This is a genomic window from Cardiobacterium valvarum (genome assembly GCF_900460955.1).
Taxonomy (GTDB): Bacteria; Pseudomonadota; Gammaproteobacteria; order Cardiobacteriales; family Cardiobacteriaceae; genus Cardiobacterium; species Cardiobacterium valvarum.
On record NZ_UFUW01000001.1, the window covers coordinates 1,713,519 to 1,730,187 of the forward strand.

At 59.2% G+C, this 16,669-nt stretch carries 12 protein-coding genes and 2 pseudogenes; 6 read left to right on the forward strand and 8 right to left on the reverse strand.

Annotated features, from left to right (window positions below):
• Positions 1-9: 9 nt before the first annotated feature.
• The 3 genes and pseudogenes from DY250_RS08345 to DY250_RS08355 all read right to left on the reverse strand — a co-directional run.
• Positions 10-654 (reverse strand): hypothetical protein, encoded by a 645-nt coding sequence (locus tag DY250_RS08345; protein ID WP_115611894.1) that lies wholly within the window; start codon positions 652-654, stop codon positions 10-12.
• A gap of 17 nt (positions 655-671) precedes the next feature.
• Positions 672-791, reverse strand: a pseudogene (locus tag DY250_RS14920) (ABC transporter substrate-binding protein); the annotation flags it as partial.
• Between the two features lie 9 nt (positions 792-800).
• A pseudogene (locus DY250_RS08355) lies at positions 801-977 on the reverse strand (ABC transporter substrate-binding protein); the annotation flags it as partial.
• A gap of 162 nt (positions 978-1,139) precedes the next feature.
• Between DY250_RS08355 and DY250_RS08360 the strand changes: the two are divergent.
• Both DY250_RS08360 and DY250_RS08365 read left to right on the forward strand, forming a co-directional pair.
• Entirely contained in the window at positions 1,140-2,540 is a 1,401-nt protein-coding gene (locus tag DY250_RS08360) for an MBOAT family O-acyltransferase (RefSeq protein WP_115611895.1), read from the forward strand.
• Positions 2,541-2,549: 9 nt separating this feature from the next.
• Positions 2,550-4,046, forward strand: coding sequence for an SGNH/GDSL hydrolase family protein (locus DY250_RS08365; RefSeq protein WP_115611896.1), 1,497 nt, complete (start codon positions 2,550-2,552; stop codon positions 4,044-4,046).
• Between the two features lie 48 nt (positions 4,047-4,094).
• Here DY250_RS08365 and DY250_RS08370 read toward each other — a convergent pair whose 3' ends face one another.
• From DY250_RS08370 to DY250_RS08380, 3 genes are all read right to left on the reverse strand, one after another.
• Positions 4,095-4,445 (reverse strand): hypothetical protein, encoded by a 351-nt coding sequence (locus DY250_RS08370; protein ID WP_115611897.1) that lies wholly within the window; start codon positions 4,443-4,445, stop codon positions 4,095-4,097.
• Positions 4,442-4,885, reverse strand: coding sequence for a MarR family winged helix-turn-helix transcriptional regulator (locus DY250_RS08375; protein WP_115611898.1), 444 nt, complete (start codon positions 4,883-4,885; stop codon positions 4,442-4,444). Before DY250_RS08375 ends, DY250_RS08370 begins: the two co-directional genes overlap by 4 nt.
• 138 nt (positions 4,886-5,023) lie before the next feature.
• Positions 5,024-5,620 carry a hypothetical protein gene (locus DY250_RS08380; protein ID WP_115611899.1) on the reverse strand — a complete coding sequence of 199 codons (597 nt, stop codon included), beginning with the start codon at positions 5,618-5,620 and terminating at the stop codon, positions 5,024-5,026.
• Between the two features lie 319 nt (positions 5,621-5,939).
• On the opposite strand from DY250_RS08380, the gene putP reads away from it, so the two are divergent.
• Together putP and putA are read left to right on the forward strand one after the other, a co-directional pair.
• Positions 5,940-7,481, forward strand: coding sequence for a sodium/proline symporter PutP (gene putP / locus DY250_RS08385; protein WP_115611900.1), 1,542 nt, complete (start codon positions 5,940-5,942; stop codon positions 7,479-7,481).
• A gap of 56 nt (positions 7,482-7,537) precedes the next feature.
• Positions 7,538-11,146 (forward strand): bifunctional proline dehydrogenase/L-glutamate gamma-semialdehyde dehydrogenase PutA, encoded by a 3,609-nt coding sequence (putA, locus tag DY250_RS08390; protein ID WP_115611901.1) that lies wholly within the window; start codon positions 7,538-7,540, stop codon positions 11,144-11,146.
• A gap of 263 nt (positions 11,147-11,409) precedes the next feature.
• Here the strand turns inward: putA and DY250_RS08395 are convergent, their stop codons facing one another.
• Positions 11,410-12,273 carry a CorC family transporter gene (locus DY250_RS08395; protein ID WP_006984439.1) on the reverse strand — a complete coding sequence of 288 codons (864 nt, stop codon included), beginning with the start codon at positions 12,271-12,273 and terminating at the stop codon, positions 11,410-11,412.
• Between the two features lie 77 nt (positions 12,274-12,350).
• Complete coding sequence (gene bioB / locus DY250_RS08400) at positions 12,351-13,373, reverse strand: biotin synthase BioB (RefSeq protein ID WP_115611902.1); 1,023 nt, start codon at positions 13,371-13,373, stop codon at positions 12,351-12,353.
• 141 nt (positions 13,374-13,514) lie between these two features.
• Between bioB and DY250_RS14760 the strand changes: the two genes are divergently transcribed.
• Positions 13,515-14,327, forward strand: coding sequence for an SMI1/KNR4 family protein (locus DY250_RS14760; RefSeq protein WP_281270368.1), 813 nt, complete (start codon positions 13,515-13,517; stop codon positions 14,325-14,327).
• 45 nt (positions 14,328-14,372) lie between these two features.
• Positions 14,373-16,625: a Tex family protein gene (locus DY250_RS08410; RefSeq protein ID WP_115611903.1), complete on the forward strand. Its 2,253-nt coding sequence runs from the start codon at positions 14,373-14,375 to the stop codon at positions 16,623-16,625.
• Positions 16,626-16,669: the final 44 nt, after the last annotated feature.

A 16,669-nucleotide genomic window follows, 5' to 3' on the forward strand; every position in this document is an offset into this window, starting at 1 on the left:
GAGACAGAGTTAATTATTGCCAAAAATTACTCTATTGTTGCCTGCCAATAGACGTTTTTTGGCGGCATTGATATTGGATGGAATAGATGCCAGGGGGAATAAAATAAAAATTAAATAAAATAAGTAAAATATGAAAAATATAGAAAGCATAGGGAATGTAGAAACCATGGGCAAACCATTATTACCAGAATCCAGTCTGGTTATAACAATATAAAAACCATAGACTATCATAGGAATAAATGCAATAAAAAAGAATATTATCGCTTCTTCTCCAGTTATCTTTTTCCTTTCTTCATAATGCTTTCTGTTTTCGTTCCAAACAATAGAGGCCAACCCCCTGCTCAAACCACCTTTAGCCATAACAACATCAAGTATTCCATGCAGACCAACTTCTTTATCAAGAAGAAAATCAAGTTCTTCCACAGTCAAATCCCTAAAATAGGGTATTTTCATTTGCTCTACTTGCCTTAATATATGGCTTGAACCATTTGTTATCATCTCAGGACGGGTGGTTTCAATATACCGTTTAATAACCTCAAGTTCTTCTATATCAGGCTCCAAGATTCCATTCAGATATTTTTTCAGCCTTTTACGACTGAGGAATGGACTAATTACATTTAAAATTATATTCAGAAAATCATTTATAGTAGCCATATTTCATCCTCTCATTGCTACGGATACAGGAAAAACGCCCCCTGCGGTACGACTGGCAAATATTCGCGATAAAAATCCTGTGAGGTTTTATCCGGATCAACATCGGCGAACATCTCCGGATAAAGCACCTTCGCCATGACCGGTCACACAGCGATATCATCGGGATAATAAAACGTCAGAATGGTGCGTTTCACCGGTACATCCACCGCCACTTCGCGCCCCAGCACATCTTTAATCTGCTTCACCTCCGCCTGTGCCGCGAGCACGGCAAACGCCGCGCCGCAAAATACCAATTTTGCTAAATTCATCAATGGTTTCAACATGGATACTCCCCGGCTAAAAATGCGACGCATCATGCCCAGTGCTAAGCCTAATGTCAATAAATCGCATTTGTACGCAGACCTCCATACAGGAAGCAAAATGGCGTAAATCTTGCTGATGTTTTACAGATTGTTAATATTCAGCCTTTCCGCGATAATAACGCCATGAATTACCTCGCCCCCGAATTCATTGCCGCCTTCCTGCTCTTTCTTGCGCTGTACTGGAGCCAGCGCGAGCGCGCCGTCGTGCAAAACCGCCTGCTGCTCGCTGCCAGTTACCTGCTGGTCGCGACATACAGCTTCTTTTTTGCCCTCGAACTCGTCGCCTACTCCGCCTTCATCTACCTCGCCGCACGCTACATCCAGCGCAGCCGCAGCAAAAAACACCTCGTTGCTACTATTGCCATTGCCGTCTCCCACCTCGCGCTGATGAAATACCTCGACTTCTTCCGCAGCGCCAGCCAGACCCTGCTGCACGCCGTCGGCATCCGCTGGAACCTGCCCGCCGCCGAAATCGCCCTGCCCATCGGCATCTCCTACTACACCTTCCAGTCCATCACCTACCTCGTCGCCGCCTGGCGCGTGCAAATCGTTGTCGAAAAACCCGAACGCCTTGCCCTCTACCTCGCCTTCTTCCCCACCCTGCTGGCCGGCCCCATCTGCCGCGCCGGCGACATGCTGCCGCAATATGCCGCGACCGCGCCGCGCGCCGTCGGTGAGACCGGCCGCATCTTTATCCTCCTTATCAGCGCCCTCGTCAAACTGCTGTGGCTGAACGCCTGGCTGGAAGAAAACTGGACGACGCCCATCCTCGGCAACCCTGAGCAGTACCAGCCCATCGAAGTCCTCGCCGGCCTCTACGCCTACACCCTCTACATCTATCTCAACTTTTCCGGCTACACCGAACTCGTCACCGCCTTTGCCCTGCTCCTCGGCATCCGCATCGCCGACAACTTCAACATGCCCTACGCCGCCACCAACCTGCGCGACTTCTGGCAACGCTGGCACATCAGCCTTTCCACCTGGATACGCGACTACCTCTACATCCCGCTTGGCGGCAACCGCCACGGCTACCTGCGCACCCAAGTGAACCTCACCATCGCCATGCTGCTTTCCGGCCTGTGGCACGGCGCAAGCGGCAACTACCTCATCTGGGGCGCGATGCACGCCGCCGGCATCATCGTGCTCAACAGCTGCGACCGCCTCATGGGCAAAAACGCCGTCGCCACCCTGAGTCCGGCGCTGGCGCGCTACGGCACCATCCACTACATCGTCCTCACCTGGGCCGTCTTCTACAAAAACGACGCCGACAACACCCGCGCCATCTTCCGCGCCCTCGGCGGCAACCTCACCCTGGACGCGCCCGCGCGTGCGCTTACCTTCGTCCTCGCCTTCAACCTCATCCTCTACCTCTACCCGAAAAGCGCGGGCTGGCAACAACCCGCCGCCGCCCTGTGGCGCCGCCTGCCGTGGTATGGTCAGGCGCTCCTCTTCACCCTCGTCCTTATTACCATCGCCGCCTACGCCCCCGGCGGCATCCCGAACATCCTCTACGCCGATTACTGAGACACGACCATGCCGACCCGCATCCTGAAAATCCTCGCTACCCTCAGCACCACCTTCATCCTTGCCCTGTGGCTGATGCAGCACGGCATCGAACAATACTGGCAACAAACCTACTACCGCGCCTCGCCGCTCGCCGGATTACAGCACTTTGCCGTATGGCGCAGCGGCGACCGCCTCAAACACACCCTATATACCCTGCTGGGCGCGGGCAACAGCGTACCGCACGAACCCGTCACCATCCCGAAAACCGTCGCTGCCCCCAAGCCACAGCCTGCACCTGCCGTAGCAGCAGAGCCCGCAGCCAAAAACCCCGCCCCCGCCGCACCCATTACCCCGCCCGAACCCGTCCTGCCTGCGCCGGAAGACAACCACCGCGCCCTGTGGGCGGCTGCCACCCTGATCGAGCTGCCTGCCATCACCACCGACATCTACACCAGCCAATACGACCCGCTCATCCTAGCCCGTCTGCGCCCGCTGGCTGAAGAAAGCGTTGCAGAAGACGACGACACGCAAGCCCTCATGGCAGACAGCGCCGAAACACCGGCAGAACAAGAAGACGACGGCGACTGGCGCCACCACCTCGCCACCGAACTCGCCCATACCCACCCCATCTATGCCCGCACCTACCTCGCCAATAATGACGGCGGGCACACCAGCATCATCAACAGCACCCCGATACACACCTTTGATACCCCCGTCACGAATCCCGCGCCCGGCCTGCTTGACCTCGTCATCCCCGGCGCCACCGCCGCGCCGACCCTGCCGCTTGTCTGGCAAGACGGAGACGACGACAGCAACGACGACACCGATCCGCCTGCCGCAGACGACGACAACCAAACTGCCGCCCAAACCGCTGCACCGTCCGGCCCCATCCAGCTTGGCGCAGATGACCGCGTCCTGCTCATCGGCGACTCCATGATGAAATCGCTCGCGCCGCACATCCAGCGCGAACTGCTCAGCCGCTACCACATCAAAAGCATGAACCACGGCAAACCCAGCAGCGGCCTGCGCTACCCCGATTACTACAACTGGCCGGAAAACCTCGCCACCCTGCTCGACGAAAACCCGGACGTGCGCCTCATCGTCGTCATGCTCGGCGCGAACGACCCGCAGAACACGCCGAACCCCGCCGCGCCTGCAGAAAACCTGCACTTCGGCACCCCCGAATGGGAAACCTACTACCGTGGCGAAATCCGCAAAATCCTCACAACCGCCGCCGCACACAACGTCAAAACCCTGTGGATTGGCCCGCCGCTGATGAAAAGCCCAAAATACAGCAACAAAATCAGCTATCTGGATGGCCTTATCGCCGATGAAGTCGAAAAAGCCAACCAGCACTACCAAAATACCAACCGCCTCTTCGCCCAAGCGGACGGCAGCTACACCACCTACCTGCCGGACGAACGCGGCAAACCGGTGGCGGTGCGCAAAAGTGACGGTATCCACTTCACCACCCAGGGCGAAAAAATCCTCACGCAGCACGTCCTCGCCCGCATCAACCCCTGAACGCATACCGTCCGCAAGACAGCGGTCCCCCGCTTGGCGGTCGTCCTTTCACACCATCACAAAATGAGCAGCCGCCAAATGAACAGCCGCGCAAAAACCGGGGAAAATCACCATGCCCCATTCGCGGCGGCGCCAGCCGATCAGTGCGTCGCCGAGCTGGGTCAGGGCAAAGGCAATCAGTAATAGACGCACCGCGCCGTTGTGGAAGAAAAACGGCGCCAGCGCTGCCGTCAAGCCGAAGGGGATAGCGCGGGCGGCATACATTTGTGCATAGAAACGGGCATCGGTACCGACGCTTTGCGCGCGCAGCATCAGCTCAGGGCGCATCAACGCGAGCAGGGCGGCCACAACGGCCAGCAGGGCGCAGAGGGTATTGGCAATGAGCAGGATGGGATTCATGGCCGTTCCGGAGACTGGATTTGGCGGGACAGGGTTTCCAGGACGGTAAGCGCAGCGGCCAGTGCTTCGGGTGAGTAATCCTGCGCCCAAACACTTGCCTGTGCGCGCCAGCGGGCACTGATGTCATCCAGCAGTGCCTGACCACGGGCAGTGAGGATGTAGTAGGGCGAGCGTTTGTTGGCGGCATTGTCTCGGGCGTCAATCAGATGTTCTGCCAACAGCAGGTTGAGCTGATTCTGTACTGCCTGACGGGTGATGCCCATGCGCTCGGCAATCCGTGGCGAGGTGGGCGGGACCTCGCTGGTGGCAATGGCGCCCAGCACTTGCCAGCGTGCGGTGGTGAGCTGGCTGGCGGCAGCGAAACTGTCGCCCCAGGCGGCGATTTGGCCGTTCAGGCGGAAAATACCCAGCACGAGTTGGCTGACGGCTTGGTGGGTCATAGTAACTCCGGTAAAGAAATGGACAACCAGTCTGCATCATGTGAAAACCGGTTGTCAAAAATATGCCGCTACGTTCTCTGCGCGAATGCCGGGCAGTTTGTAAAAAAATCCTGTGTTTATCCCCGGTCGGCGAGTGTTTTAATTCGCCGGATTTTGGCAACTTGGTGCACCGCAGGGCAGGCAGTTATCGCGTTCGTAGTAACTGGCGGCGAGTTCGAGCAACGCCGCTTTGCCGGCAGTGCTATCAGCGCCTTGGCCCAGTTGCAGCACAAAGAAGTTGAGGGTCTGTTTGCCGGGGAAGTACACGACCATTTCTTCCGCCCCCGGCGTTGGGTAGCCGGTGTAGTGCCACAGTTCACCGCGTGCGCCGTCTTTGCCCGTCACATCGGCTTCTTTGACGGCGTTGGGCTGCTTGGCCTCGTCTTTATAGAGGGCGATAGTGCCCTCCACCTGTCTGCGGATGGCACCTTGCGGGTCGCGTGCATCACCGTCGCCAGGACGGGTGTAAATGCGTACATTGCTCAAGCCGGGCTGCTCTACGGGCAGGAAGGTCATCGGCACACCTACGGCAGCCAGCGCGGTGTTATCCATTGTCCAGCCTTGCGGCGGGGTAAAGGCGTAGCAGTGATTCTTGCCGTGAACGTAGCCTTCAAGCAGGCTATTGGTGAATTCGTCGGTGGCGTGGGCGCCTGCGGCAAGGGCAAGCAAGGCGGTGGCGAGGAGAGTTTTGTGCATGGTTGGCTCCTGGTTGGGTTTGCTCGGTTTTTAGTGCTTTTGTGCACGGTTTCGGGGTTAACGGTGGGGTTGCGTGTTGATCTGTAGGGTTTTTGAATGCCTTCCTGTGAGGATGGGGTTTATAAGCTGATAATTTTTTCTTTCTTGTTTCGTGATTATAAAACTTTTTGTGTATCTCTTTGTTTTATTTACGATTGACTCGCGTGTTTTTTCCTGTATAAATTGTGAAATGCACGTTATCTTCTGCGCAGGTTAACGTTGCTATCCGGCATCCGCGCTACGGGTGATCAAAATATATCATTGATTGAGGGGCAGTTTTATGGGTAATTTCAATGCGATGCACGTGACTTTCGGCCTGTATCTAATTGTCGTGCTGTTGATTGGTATTGCGGCGTATTTTTCGACGCGTGATTTTGGCGATTATATTCTCGGCGGGCGCAGTCTCGGTCCATTTGTCACGGCAATGTCGGCGGGCGCTTCCGATATGTCCGGCTGGCTGTTGATGGGGCTGCCGGGCGCGGTTTTTCTTTCCGGCCTCAGCCAGTCGTGGATTGCCATCGGCCTGACGATTGGCGCCTATCTGAATTGGTTGTTGGTGGCGGGGCGCTTGCGCGTGCATACGGAATTCAACAGTAATGCGCTGACCTTGCCGGATTATTTTTTCCACCGTTTCGGTTCTTTGGGCACGGTAATTAAGGTCGCTTCCGCGACGATTATCCTGTTCTTTTTCACGATTTATTGCGCTTCCGGGATTGTTGCCGGGGCGCGTCTCTTTGAAAGCCTTTTCCATGTCTCTTATACACAGGCAATGTGGCTGGGCGCGGGGGCGACGATTGTTTACACCTTCCTCGGCGGTTTCCTTGCGGTGAGCTGGACGGATACGGTGCAGGCGACGCTGATGATTTTCGCCCTGATTTTAACGCCGATCATGGTGCTGATTATGGTTGGTGGCCCGGATGATGTGTCTCTGGCAATAACGAATGCGGCACAGGAAACGGGCAAGTCTTATAGCGGCCTTTTTGCCGGCACGACTTTCCTCGGCATTGTCTCAACGGCTGCCTGGGGACTGGGTTATTTTGGCCAGCCGCATATTCTGGCCCGCTTTATGGCGGCTGATAATGTGCAATCACTAAAAAGTGCGCGCCGCATTGGCATGACCTGGATGATTTTGTGCCTGGGCGGCGCAGTCGCGGTCGGCTATTTCGGCATTGCTTATGCAGGCATATTTGGCGATCAGTTGAATGCAGAGTTGCAGGGCAATCATGAGCGGATTTTTATTTCCCTTTCGGCACTACTTTTTAATCCATGGATTGCCGGGATTATTTTGTCCGCTATTCTTGCAGCGGTAATGTCCACTTTGTCTTGCCAATTATTGGTGTGTTCGAGTGCGATAGCCGAGGATTTTTACAAGGGCTTTTTGCGCCCGACGGCAGCACAGGGGGAATTGGTATGGGTAGGCCGTTTGATGGTGCTGGCGGTCGCGGTTATTGCCATCATCATTGCTGCCGACCCGGATAGCCGCGTGCTGGGGTTGGTGTCTTATGCCTGGGCGGGCTTTGGTGCCGCTTTTGGGCCGGTAGTGATTCTCTCGCTCTTCTGGAAGCGGATGACCGCCGCAGGCGCGCTGGCCGGAATGATCGTCGGTGCGGTAGTCGTCGTTTCCTGGGCAGAAGCGGTCAATCCGTGGCTTGCCGCTCATGACTACGCCACGATGTATGAAATCGTCCCCGGTTTTGCCACTTGTGCTCTCGCGATTGTGCTGGTGTCACTGCTCTCGCCCGCGCCTGCCCGCGCGGTTATTGACCGCTTTGAGCAGGCCGACCGCGAATACCACAATAAAAAACACGGCACATCCGCATAATTCCCCATACAATGTGTTTTAATGCACTTATTTTCACAATGCAAGGAGTTTTCATCATGTTCGCATTTTCCCGTCCTCAATCTGCCCTGCGCGACGCTATCACGACCGCTTATCGCCGCGACGAGGCTGAAGCCGTCGCCGATATGCTGGCGCGGGCACAGTTAAGCGAGGATGAACGCTGCGAGGCAGAAGCGCTCGCCCGCCGTTTGGTCAAGCAGGTGCGCGACAGCCGCCGCAAGGCCAGCGGGGTAGACGCGCTGATGCACGAATTTTCCCTGTCCAGCGAAGAAGGCGTGGCGCTGATGTGCCTCGCCGAAGCCCTGCTGCGCATCCCCGATGCGGATACGCGCAATAAACTGATTCGGGACAAGATTGCCGGCGGCGACTGGAAAAGCCACTTGGGGCACAGCCCGTCCATGTTTGTGAACGCCTCTGCCTGGGGGCTGCTCATCACGGGCAAACTCACCGCCGCCAGCGACGAAAAATCCCTGGGCAGCGCGCTCACCCGCCTCATCGGCAAGGGTGGCGCGCCGCTTATCCGCCAGGGCGTGAACTACGCCATGCGGATGCTGGGCAAACAGTTCGTAACCGGGCAAACCATTGAAGAAGCGCTGAAAAACGGCAAAGCGCGCGAAAAAATGGGCTACCGCTATTCCTTCGACATGCTCGGTGAAGCGGCGATGACCCAGGCCGATGCCGACCGCTACTTCAAGGATTACGTGGATGCCATCCACGCCATCGGCAAAGATGCAGCCGGGGCAGGCGTGTACGAAGGCAACGGCATCTCGGTAAAACTCTCTGCCATCCACCCGCGCTACTGGCGCGCGCAGCACGAACGCGTAATGACCGAACTCCTGCCGCGTCTGAAAGAACTCTTCCTGCTCGGCAAACAATACGACATCGGCATCAACATCGACGCCGAAGAAACGAACCGCCTCGAACTCTCGCTCGACCTCATGGAAGCGCTGGTCTCCGACCCGGATTTGGCAGGCTACAAAGGCATCGGCTTCGTCGTGCAGGCTTACCAAAAACGCTGCCCGTTCGTCATCGACTACCTCATCGACCTCGCCCGCCGCAACAAACAAAAACTGATGATCCGCCTCGTCAAGGGTGCGTATTGGGACAGTGAAATCAAATGGGCGCAAGTGGACGGCATGGATGGCTACCCTGTCTATACCCGCAAAGTCCACACCGACGTGTCCTACCTCGCCTGCGCGCGCAAACTGCTCGCCGCGCAAGACGCCATCTTCCCGCAATTCGCCACCCACAACGCCTACACCCTGGGCGCCATCTACCAGATGGGCAAAGACAAAGACTTCGAGCACCAATGCCTGCACGGCATGGGCGAGACCCTCTACGACCAGGTCGTCGGCCCGCAAAACCTGGGACGCCGCGTGCGCGTCTATGCCCCGGTCGGCACCCACGAAACCCTGCTCGCCTACCTCGTCCGCCGCCTGCTTGAAAACGGCGCGAACTCCTCCTTCGTCAACCAGATCGTGGACGAAAACATCAGCATCGACGACCTCGTCAAAAGCCCGCTCGATGCCGCCGCCGCGACCCAGGGCAAAATGCACGCCGCCCTGCCGCTGCCCAAAAACCTCTACGGCGACAAACGCCCCAACTCGCGCGGCTTTGATTTCAGCAACGAATTCACCCTGCAACAACTCGAACGCAACATGAACGCCGCTGCCGCGCGCCCCGTCCAGGCAGCAAGCATCACCGCCGTGCCCGTGCAAAGCGCCGCCCCGCACGACATCCAGAACCCTGCCGACCACAGCGACATCCCCGGCAACGCCGCCTTCCTGCACCCGGACGCCGTCGCCGACATCATCAGCACCGCCAAAGACGCCGAAAGCCGTTGGGCCGCCGTCGCCCCCGCTGCGCGTGCCGCCATCCTGCGCCGCATCGCCGACCTCTACGAAGCCCATGCCGCCGAACTCATGACGCTTGCCGTCCGCGAAGCCGGCAAAACCCTCGGTAACGCCGTCGCCGAAGTGCGCGAAGCCGTGGACTTCTGCCGCTACTACGCGAACGAATGCGAAACCACCTGCGCCACACGCCGCCCCGTCGGCACCATCATCGCCATCAGCCCCTGGAACTTCCCGCTTGCCATCTTCACCGGCGAAGTCGTGGCCGCCCTTGCCGTGGGTAACACCGTCATCGCCAAACCCGCCGAACAGACCAGCCTCATCGCCTACCGCGCCGTGCAACTCATGCACCAGGCCGGCATCCCGCGCGACGCGCTGCAACTCGCCCTCGGCGCAGGCGACATCGGCGCGGCGCTGACCGCCGATCCGCGCATCAACGGCGTCGTCTTCACCGGCTCGACCGAAGTCGCCAAAGCCATCAACCGCAGCCTCGCCGCGCGCGACGACAACCCCGTGCTTATCGCCGAAACCGGCGGCCAGAACGCCATGATCATCGACAGCACCGCGCTCGCCGAACAAGTCTGCGCCGACGTCCTCACCTCGGCCTTCGACAGCGCCGGGCAACGCTGCTCGGCACTGCGCATCCTCTGCGTCCAGGAAGACGTCGCCGACCGCACCATCACCATGATCAAAGGCGCGATGGACGAACTGCGCGTGGATAACCCCGCCAAACTCGCGACCGACATCGGCCCGGTCATCGATAAAGAAGCCCGGCAAAACCTGCTGACGCACATCGAAAACATGAAAAAAGAAGCCAAAGCCTGGCACCAAACCAAACTATCCGCCGACATCGACCCCGAAAACAGCACCTTCGTGCCGCCGACCCTGCTCGAACTCGAAAAACTCGACCCACTCACGCGCGAAAACTTCGGCCCGGTACTGCACGTCCTGCGCTACCAAAGCGGCCAGCTTGACAGCCTCATCGAACAAATCAACAGCAAAGGCTATGCGCTGACCGGCGGCATCCACAGCCGCATTGACGGCGCCATTGAGCACATCAGCCAACGTCTCGAAGCAGGCAACCTCTACGTCAACCGCAACATCGTGGGTGCCGTCGTCGGCGTCCAACCCTTCGGCGGCCACGGCAAATCCGGCACCGGCCCCAAAGCCGGCGGGCAAAACTACCTGCAACGCCTCACGTGCGGCGGCCACTGGCAGGCACCTGCCACCACCACCGCAGGCAGCGCCGACGAAGCCGCCCTCGGCCAAATCCTTGACGCCGTCAAACAAAGCGACCTCGCCGCTGACGCCAAAACCCGCCTGCAAAAAATCGCCGATGACGCCCGCAAGACCACCCTGCGCCACGCCATCGAACGCCTCGGCGGCCCGACCGGGGAAACCAACGAAAACCGCTGGCATATGCCCGCAACCATCGCCCTCTACGGCGGCGGCCTTGAACAAAGCCTCGCCGCACTCATCCCCATCGCCGCCGCCGGAGGCCGCGCCGTCGTCAACAGTGGGCACCCGCTGGCCGCGTGGAAAAACCGGCTTGGCGGCATCATCCACATCAGCCACGGCAACATCTGCGGCAAAGCGACACACGTTATCGCCCTCACCCCGCTGCCTGCCGAAGAAAAAACCGCGCTGGCGGCGCGCGACGGCGTCATCATCAAAATCCACCCCGCCGACGCCGACGGTAACGTGGACATCCTGCCGCTTTACCACGAGAACAGCCGCAGCACCAACACCACGGCCGCCGGCGGCAACGCCAGCCTGATGGCAATGGCCGAAGTGTGAGGCCGTCTCACCCAACAAAAACCCTTCCCAAGCGGAAGGGTTTTTTCATGGACGCCCGCCAAGCGGCGTAAATACCGGTTCGCGTAGGGCGGGCTTCAGCCCGCCGGACAGATGTTGCCTGCTTCGCGCACTGTGAAAATGCCACCAAGCGAAAGGGCTTTTGATGTGATTTCTTCGCGCATGAAGCCCGTGTACAAAGCGCCTGCTGCACAAAAAAATCCTTCCCGGGGGAAGGATGGTCATACACGACAAGAGGCACGGTATCAGGCCTCTTCCGTCCCGGCGGTGGACATCTGCGGGCGCAAATGCAGGCTGATAATCTGGCGGCGGTTGGCTTTGCTCACAGTCGCGAGCCAAGAACCGAGGTCGGCGCTTTCGCCGATGTCCGGCATTTTGCCGAGGATGTGCTGAATGTAGCCGCCGATGGTGTCCGCCTCGTCGTCGGAGAGGTCGGTGCCGAAGGTATCGTTGAAGGTGTCAATCGGAGTCAGCGCCTGTACCTGGTAGCTGCCGTCGCTATTGGCAATGATGGGGGCGGCGGCGATTTCGTCGTGCTCGTCGTCGATTTCGCCGACAATTTCTTCGATGACGTCTTCTATGGTAACGAGGCCGGAGAGGTTGCCGTATTCGTCAATGACGATCGCCATGTGGTTGCGGTTGGTTTTGAAGTCGCGCAGCATCGCGTCCAGCGGTTTGCTTTCCGGGACAATGGTCGCAGGCCGCAGCATCTCCGGGATGGTCGCCGGCAGCGGACGGCCAAAGGCGCAGGGCAGAAGGTCTTTGGAGAGCAGGATGCCACGCACTTGTTCGTGGGTTTCGTCCACCACCGGATAGCGCGAATGGCCGGATTCGGTGATGACGGCAAAGATGTGTTCCAGGCTCCAGTTTTCTTCGAGAAAGGTGATTTGTCCGCGCGGCACCATGATGTCGCGCACGCGGGTGTCGTCCATATTGAGCAGGCGTTCGACCATTTGCGCGGTGTCTTCGCCGATTTGTTCGCCGGCGCGCGCTTGGTGCAGAAGGTCGCGGATGGCTTCGGGGATATTCTCGGATTCTTCGTTGTTGTTCCAGAGGGCGCTTAGTCGGCTGAGGAGGGACTGTTTGGGTTCCTGGTTGTCTTCGCTCATGAGTGGGGGCGGGTGATTGGGATGCCGGCTATTGTAGTCAAATATCCGCCAAGCCGTAACGCCAGGCGGAGTGCCCGTTATTCTTCCGCGCGCATCGCGCTGTGCCGCTTTTTCGGATAATACTTGCCGACCGCTGCGGTTGCGGGCACGGCTTCCGCCATCTGCCGCATTTCCGGGTTGAGGTCGAGTTTGGCGAAAAGGGCGGCATCGCGGTCTTCCGTCGGGTTCGGCGTGGTCAGCAGTTTGCAGCCGTAGAAGATGCTGTTCGCGCCCGCCATGAAGCACAGCGCCTGCATCTGTTCGTTCATGCTTTCCCGCCCGGCCGAGAGGCGCACCGCGCTTGCCGGCATCATGATGCGGGCGACGGCAATGACGCGGATGAAGTCGAAAGGTTCAAGGTCGTCCGCCTGCGCCAGCGGCGTGCCCCGGACGCGCACGAGCTGGTTGATGGGCACGCTTTCCGGCGGCGGGTTGAGATTGGCGAGTTCGACCAGCATGGCGAGGCGGTCATCGTCTTCTTCGCCCATGCCGAGGATGCCGCCCGAGCAGATTTTCATGCCGGCGTTGCGCACGTGTTGCAGGGTGTGCAGGCGGTCGTCGTAGTTGCGGGTGGTGATGATTTCGCCGTAATAGCGACGGCTGGTATCAAGGTTGTGGTTGTAATAATCAAGCCCGGCGTCGGCCAGCGTCTGCGCCTTGTTTTCATCGAGCATACCGAGGGTCATACAGGTTTCCATACCCAGCGCCTTGACGCGGCGCACGACTTCGACGAGATACGGCATATCCTTCTCTTTCGGATCACGCCACGCCGCGCCCATGCAGAAGCGGGTCGCTCCCTGGGCGCGGGCGCGTTCGGCGGCGCTGACGATGTCGTCAATTTTCAGCAGGGTTTCGCGGGCGACGCCCGTTTGATAGCGCGCGCTCTGCGGACAGTATTTGCAGTCTTCGGGACAAGCCCCGGTCTTGATAGAAAGCAGGGTGCTGATCTGGATATGCTGCGGGTCGTGGTGGGCGCGGTGCACGGTTTGCGCCTGATAGAGCAGTTCCATGAAGGGCAGTTGGTAGAGCGCTTGCGCGCGGGCGAGGGTCCAGCGGGTCATATAGGTGTGTCTGTGATGTGGGGGGGCTAAGTGTACAATGCGGTCGCCCCTGTTTTGGGGCTTTATTTCTGCCGCTGATTGGCGGGGTTTATATGAAATCGTTTTTGCAACCGCCCATCCGACAAAAACAGGAGTACCCATATGATCATCACCAGCACTCAGGACTTCAAACTGCAACAAGCCTCAAAAGACGCACAAACCGAGACATCTTCACCTGGGCGCATTAATACTGCCTACCTAGCATCTCCTGAATCACCCGCGACCATGAACGCTCTCCACCACATCACTACCCTCTACCAACTTGGCCACACCTGCTGCGGTCTGCCTGAACAGCAAATCGCCGCCGCCGAACAGCGCCTGAACATCCGCTTCCCCGCCGTACTGCGCGCCTACCTGCTTGCATTGGGCGGCAACGAAGCCATCAATCAATCCTGCAACCGCCTGTTGCCGTTGCACGAAATCAACATTACCGACGGCTATTTGGTGCTGATAGAAGAAAACCAGGGCGTATGCCGCTGGGGCATCGCCACCGCCGACCTGGCGCAGGACAATCCGCCCGCCCATATCGCTTTCAATACCGCTGCAAGCGGAGACTACCGCTGGCAGCCCCACCTGCCCGATACCTGCGCCCTGCTGCTGGAATTGGCCTGCATCAACGCCACTATGGGCGGCCTGCCGTATTGCGCCAATATCATGAACAAAGAGGCCATTGATGCCGCAGCCGTGCAGTTCATCCAGCACAACCGCACCGAAATCAAAACCTTGCACCAGGACAACCAACAGTTTTACAGCGATGACTTCCATGACATCACCCTGCTCTGCTTTGCCGACGACGGCAGCCCAAGCGGCGTATTTATCGGCACCGCTGACCAAGATCGCTTCAACACCCTGCTAGAACACTTCGGCTGGGACAACTGGTCGTACACCACCTACGACGACGAAGACGACGAATAAGCCGCCCCATTTTCAGACCACCTATCCCCATTCAGAAGGAACCCCATGAACATCACCCAAACCCTCGCCCAAGAACTCGCCGCCACCCCCGCGCAAATCACCGCCGCCGTCGCCCTGCTCGATGACGGCGCGACCGTGCCCTTCATCGCCCGCTACCGCAAAGAAGCGACGGGCGGACTGGACGACACCCAACTGCGCACCCTTGAAGAACGCCTGCACTACCTGCGCGAACTCGAAGCGCGCAAAGAAACCATCCTCGCCACCATTGACGAACAGGGCAAACTCAGCCCCGAACTGCGCGCCGCGATAGAAGCCGCCGACAACAAAACCGCGCTCGAAGACCTCTACCTGCCCTACAAACCCAAACGCCGCACCAAAGCGCAAATCGCGCGGGAAAACGGCCTGCAACCGCTTGCCGACACCCTCCTCGCCGAACAGCCCGCCGACATCGAAACCCTCGCCGCCGCCTACCTGAGCGACACCGTCCCCGACACCAAAGCCGCGCTGGACGGCGCCCGCGCCATCCTCATCGAACAAATCGCGGAAAACGCCGAACTCATCGGCGCCCTGCGCGAAAAACTCTGGAACGAAGGCGAACTGCATGCCGAGCGCAACCCCGACCAGACAGACGAGGGCGAAAAATACCGCGACTACTACGACCACCGCGAACCCATCCGCACCATGCCCAGCCACCGCGCGCTGGCCATACTGCGCGGCAGGAACGACGGCATCCTGCAACTCACCCTCAAATACCGCCCGGACGACATCCCCAGCACCGAAGCCAGCGACTACGAAAAAACCATCGCCGCGCACTACCACATCGGTGCGCACCGCTGGCTGCTTGACACCGTCCGCCTCGCCTGGCGCGCCAAAATCTACCTCAGCCTCGAACTCGACGCGCTCAACCGCCTCAAAGAAAACGCCGACCACGACGCCATCACCGTCTTCGCCGCCAACCTCAAAGACCTGCTCCTCGCCGCCCCCGCAGGCCGCCTCACCACCCTTGGCCTCGACCCGGGCTACCGCAACGGCGTGAAATGCGCCGTGGTGGACGACACCGGCAAACTCATCGACACCGCCATCGTCTACCTGCACCAAGAGCAAAACATGCTCGCCACCCTCGCCTCCCTCATCAAAAAGCATCGCGTACAGCTCATCGCCATCGGCAACGGCACCGCCAGCCGCGAAACCGACAAACTCGCCGGCGAACTCATCCGCGCCCTGCCCGAACCGCGCCCGCACAAAATCGTGGTCAGCGAAGCGGGCGCCTCCATCTACTCCGCCTCCGAACTTGCCGCGCGCGAATTTCCCGACCTCGACGTCTCCCTGCGCGGCGCCGTCTCCATCGCCCGCCGCCTGCAAGACCCGCTTGCCGAACTCGTCAAAATCGACCCCAAATCCATCGGCGTCGGCCAATACCAGCACGACGTCAACCAAAACCAACTGGCCAAAAGCCTTGATGCCGTCGTCGAAGACTGCGTGAACGCCGTCGGCGTGGACGTGAACACCGCCTCCGCGCCGCTGCTCGCCCGCATCTCCGGCCTGAACCAGACACTCGCGCAAAACATCGTCGCCTACCGCGACGAACACGGCGCCTTCGACAGCCGCAAAAAACTGCTGAAAGTGCCGCGCCTCGGCGAAAAAACCTATGAACAAGCCGCCGGCTTCCTGCGCATCCACGGCGGCACAGAACCGCTGGACGAAAGCGCCGTACACCCCGAAGCCTACCCCGTCGTCGCGAAAATGCTCGCCGACCGCCAACTCGCCGCCGCCGACCTCATCGGCAACCGCGAGCAAATCGCCAAAATCAAACCGGGCGACTACACCACCGAACGCTTCGGCCTGCCAACCATCCTCGACATCCTCTCCGAACTCGAAAAACCGGGCCGCGACCCGCGCGGCACCTTCCAGACCGCTACCTTCGCCGAAGGTGTGCACGAAATCAGCGACCTCAGCCCGGGCATGATCCTCGAAGGCGTCGTCTCCAACGTCGCCAACTTCGGCGCCTTCGTGGACATCGGCGTACACCAGGACGGCCTCGTCCACATCTCGGCACTGGCCAACCGCTACGTCGCCGACCCGCGCGAAATCGTCAAGGCGGGCGACGTCGTCAAAGTGAAAGTGCTGGAAGTGGATGCCGAACGCAAACGCATCGCCCTCACCATGCGCCTTGATGATGATGCGACAACAAGCGGCAAAAAAGACCGTCCGCGCGGCGACAAACGCCCACCGCAGAAACAAGAAAAAATGACCAACACGGCAATGGCGGATGCGTTTGCCAAATTGAGACAGAAATAAGACAGAACCTTCCGCTATTATTAGGTAATGGCTTTTGTAATAGG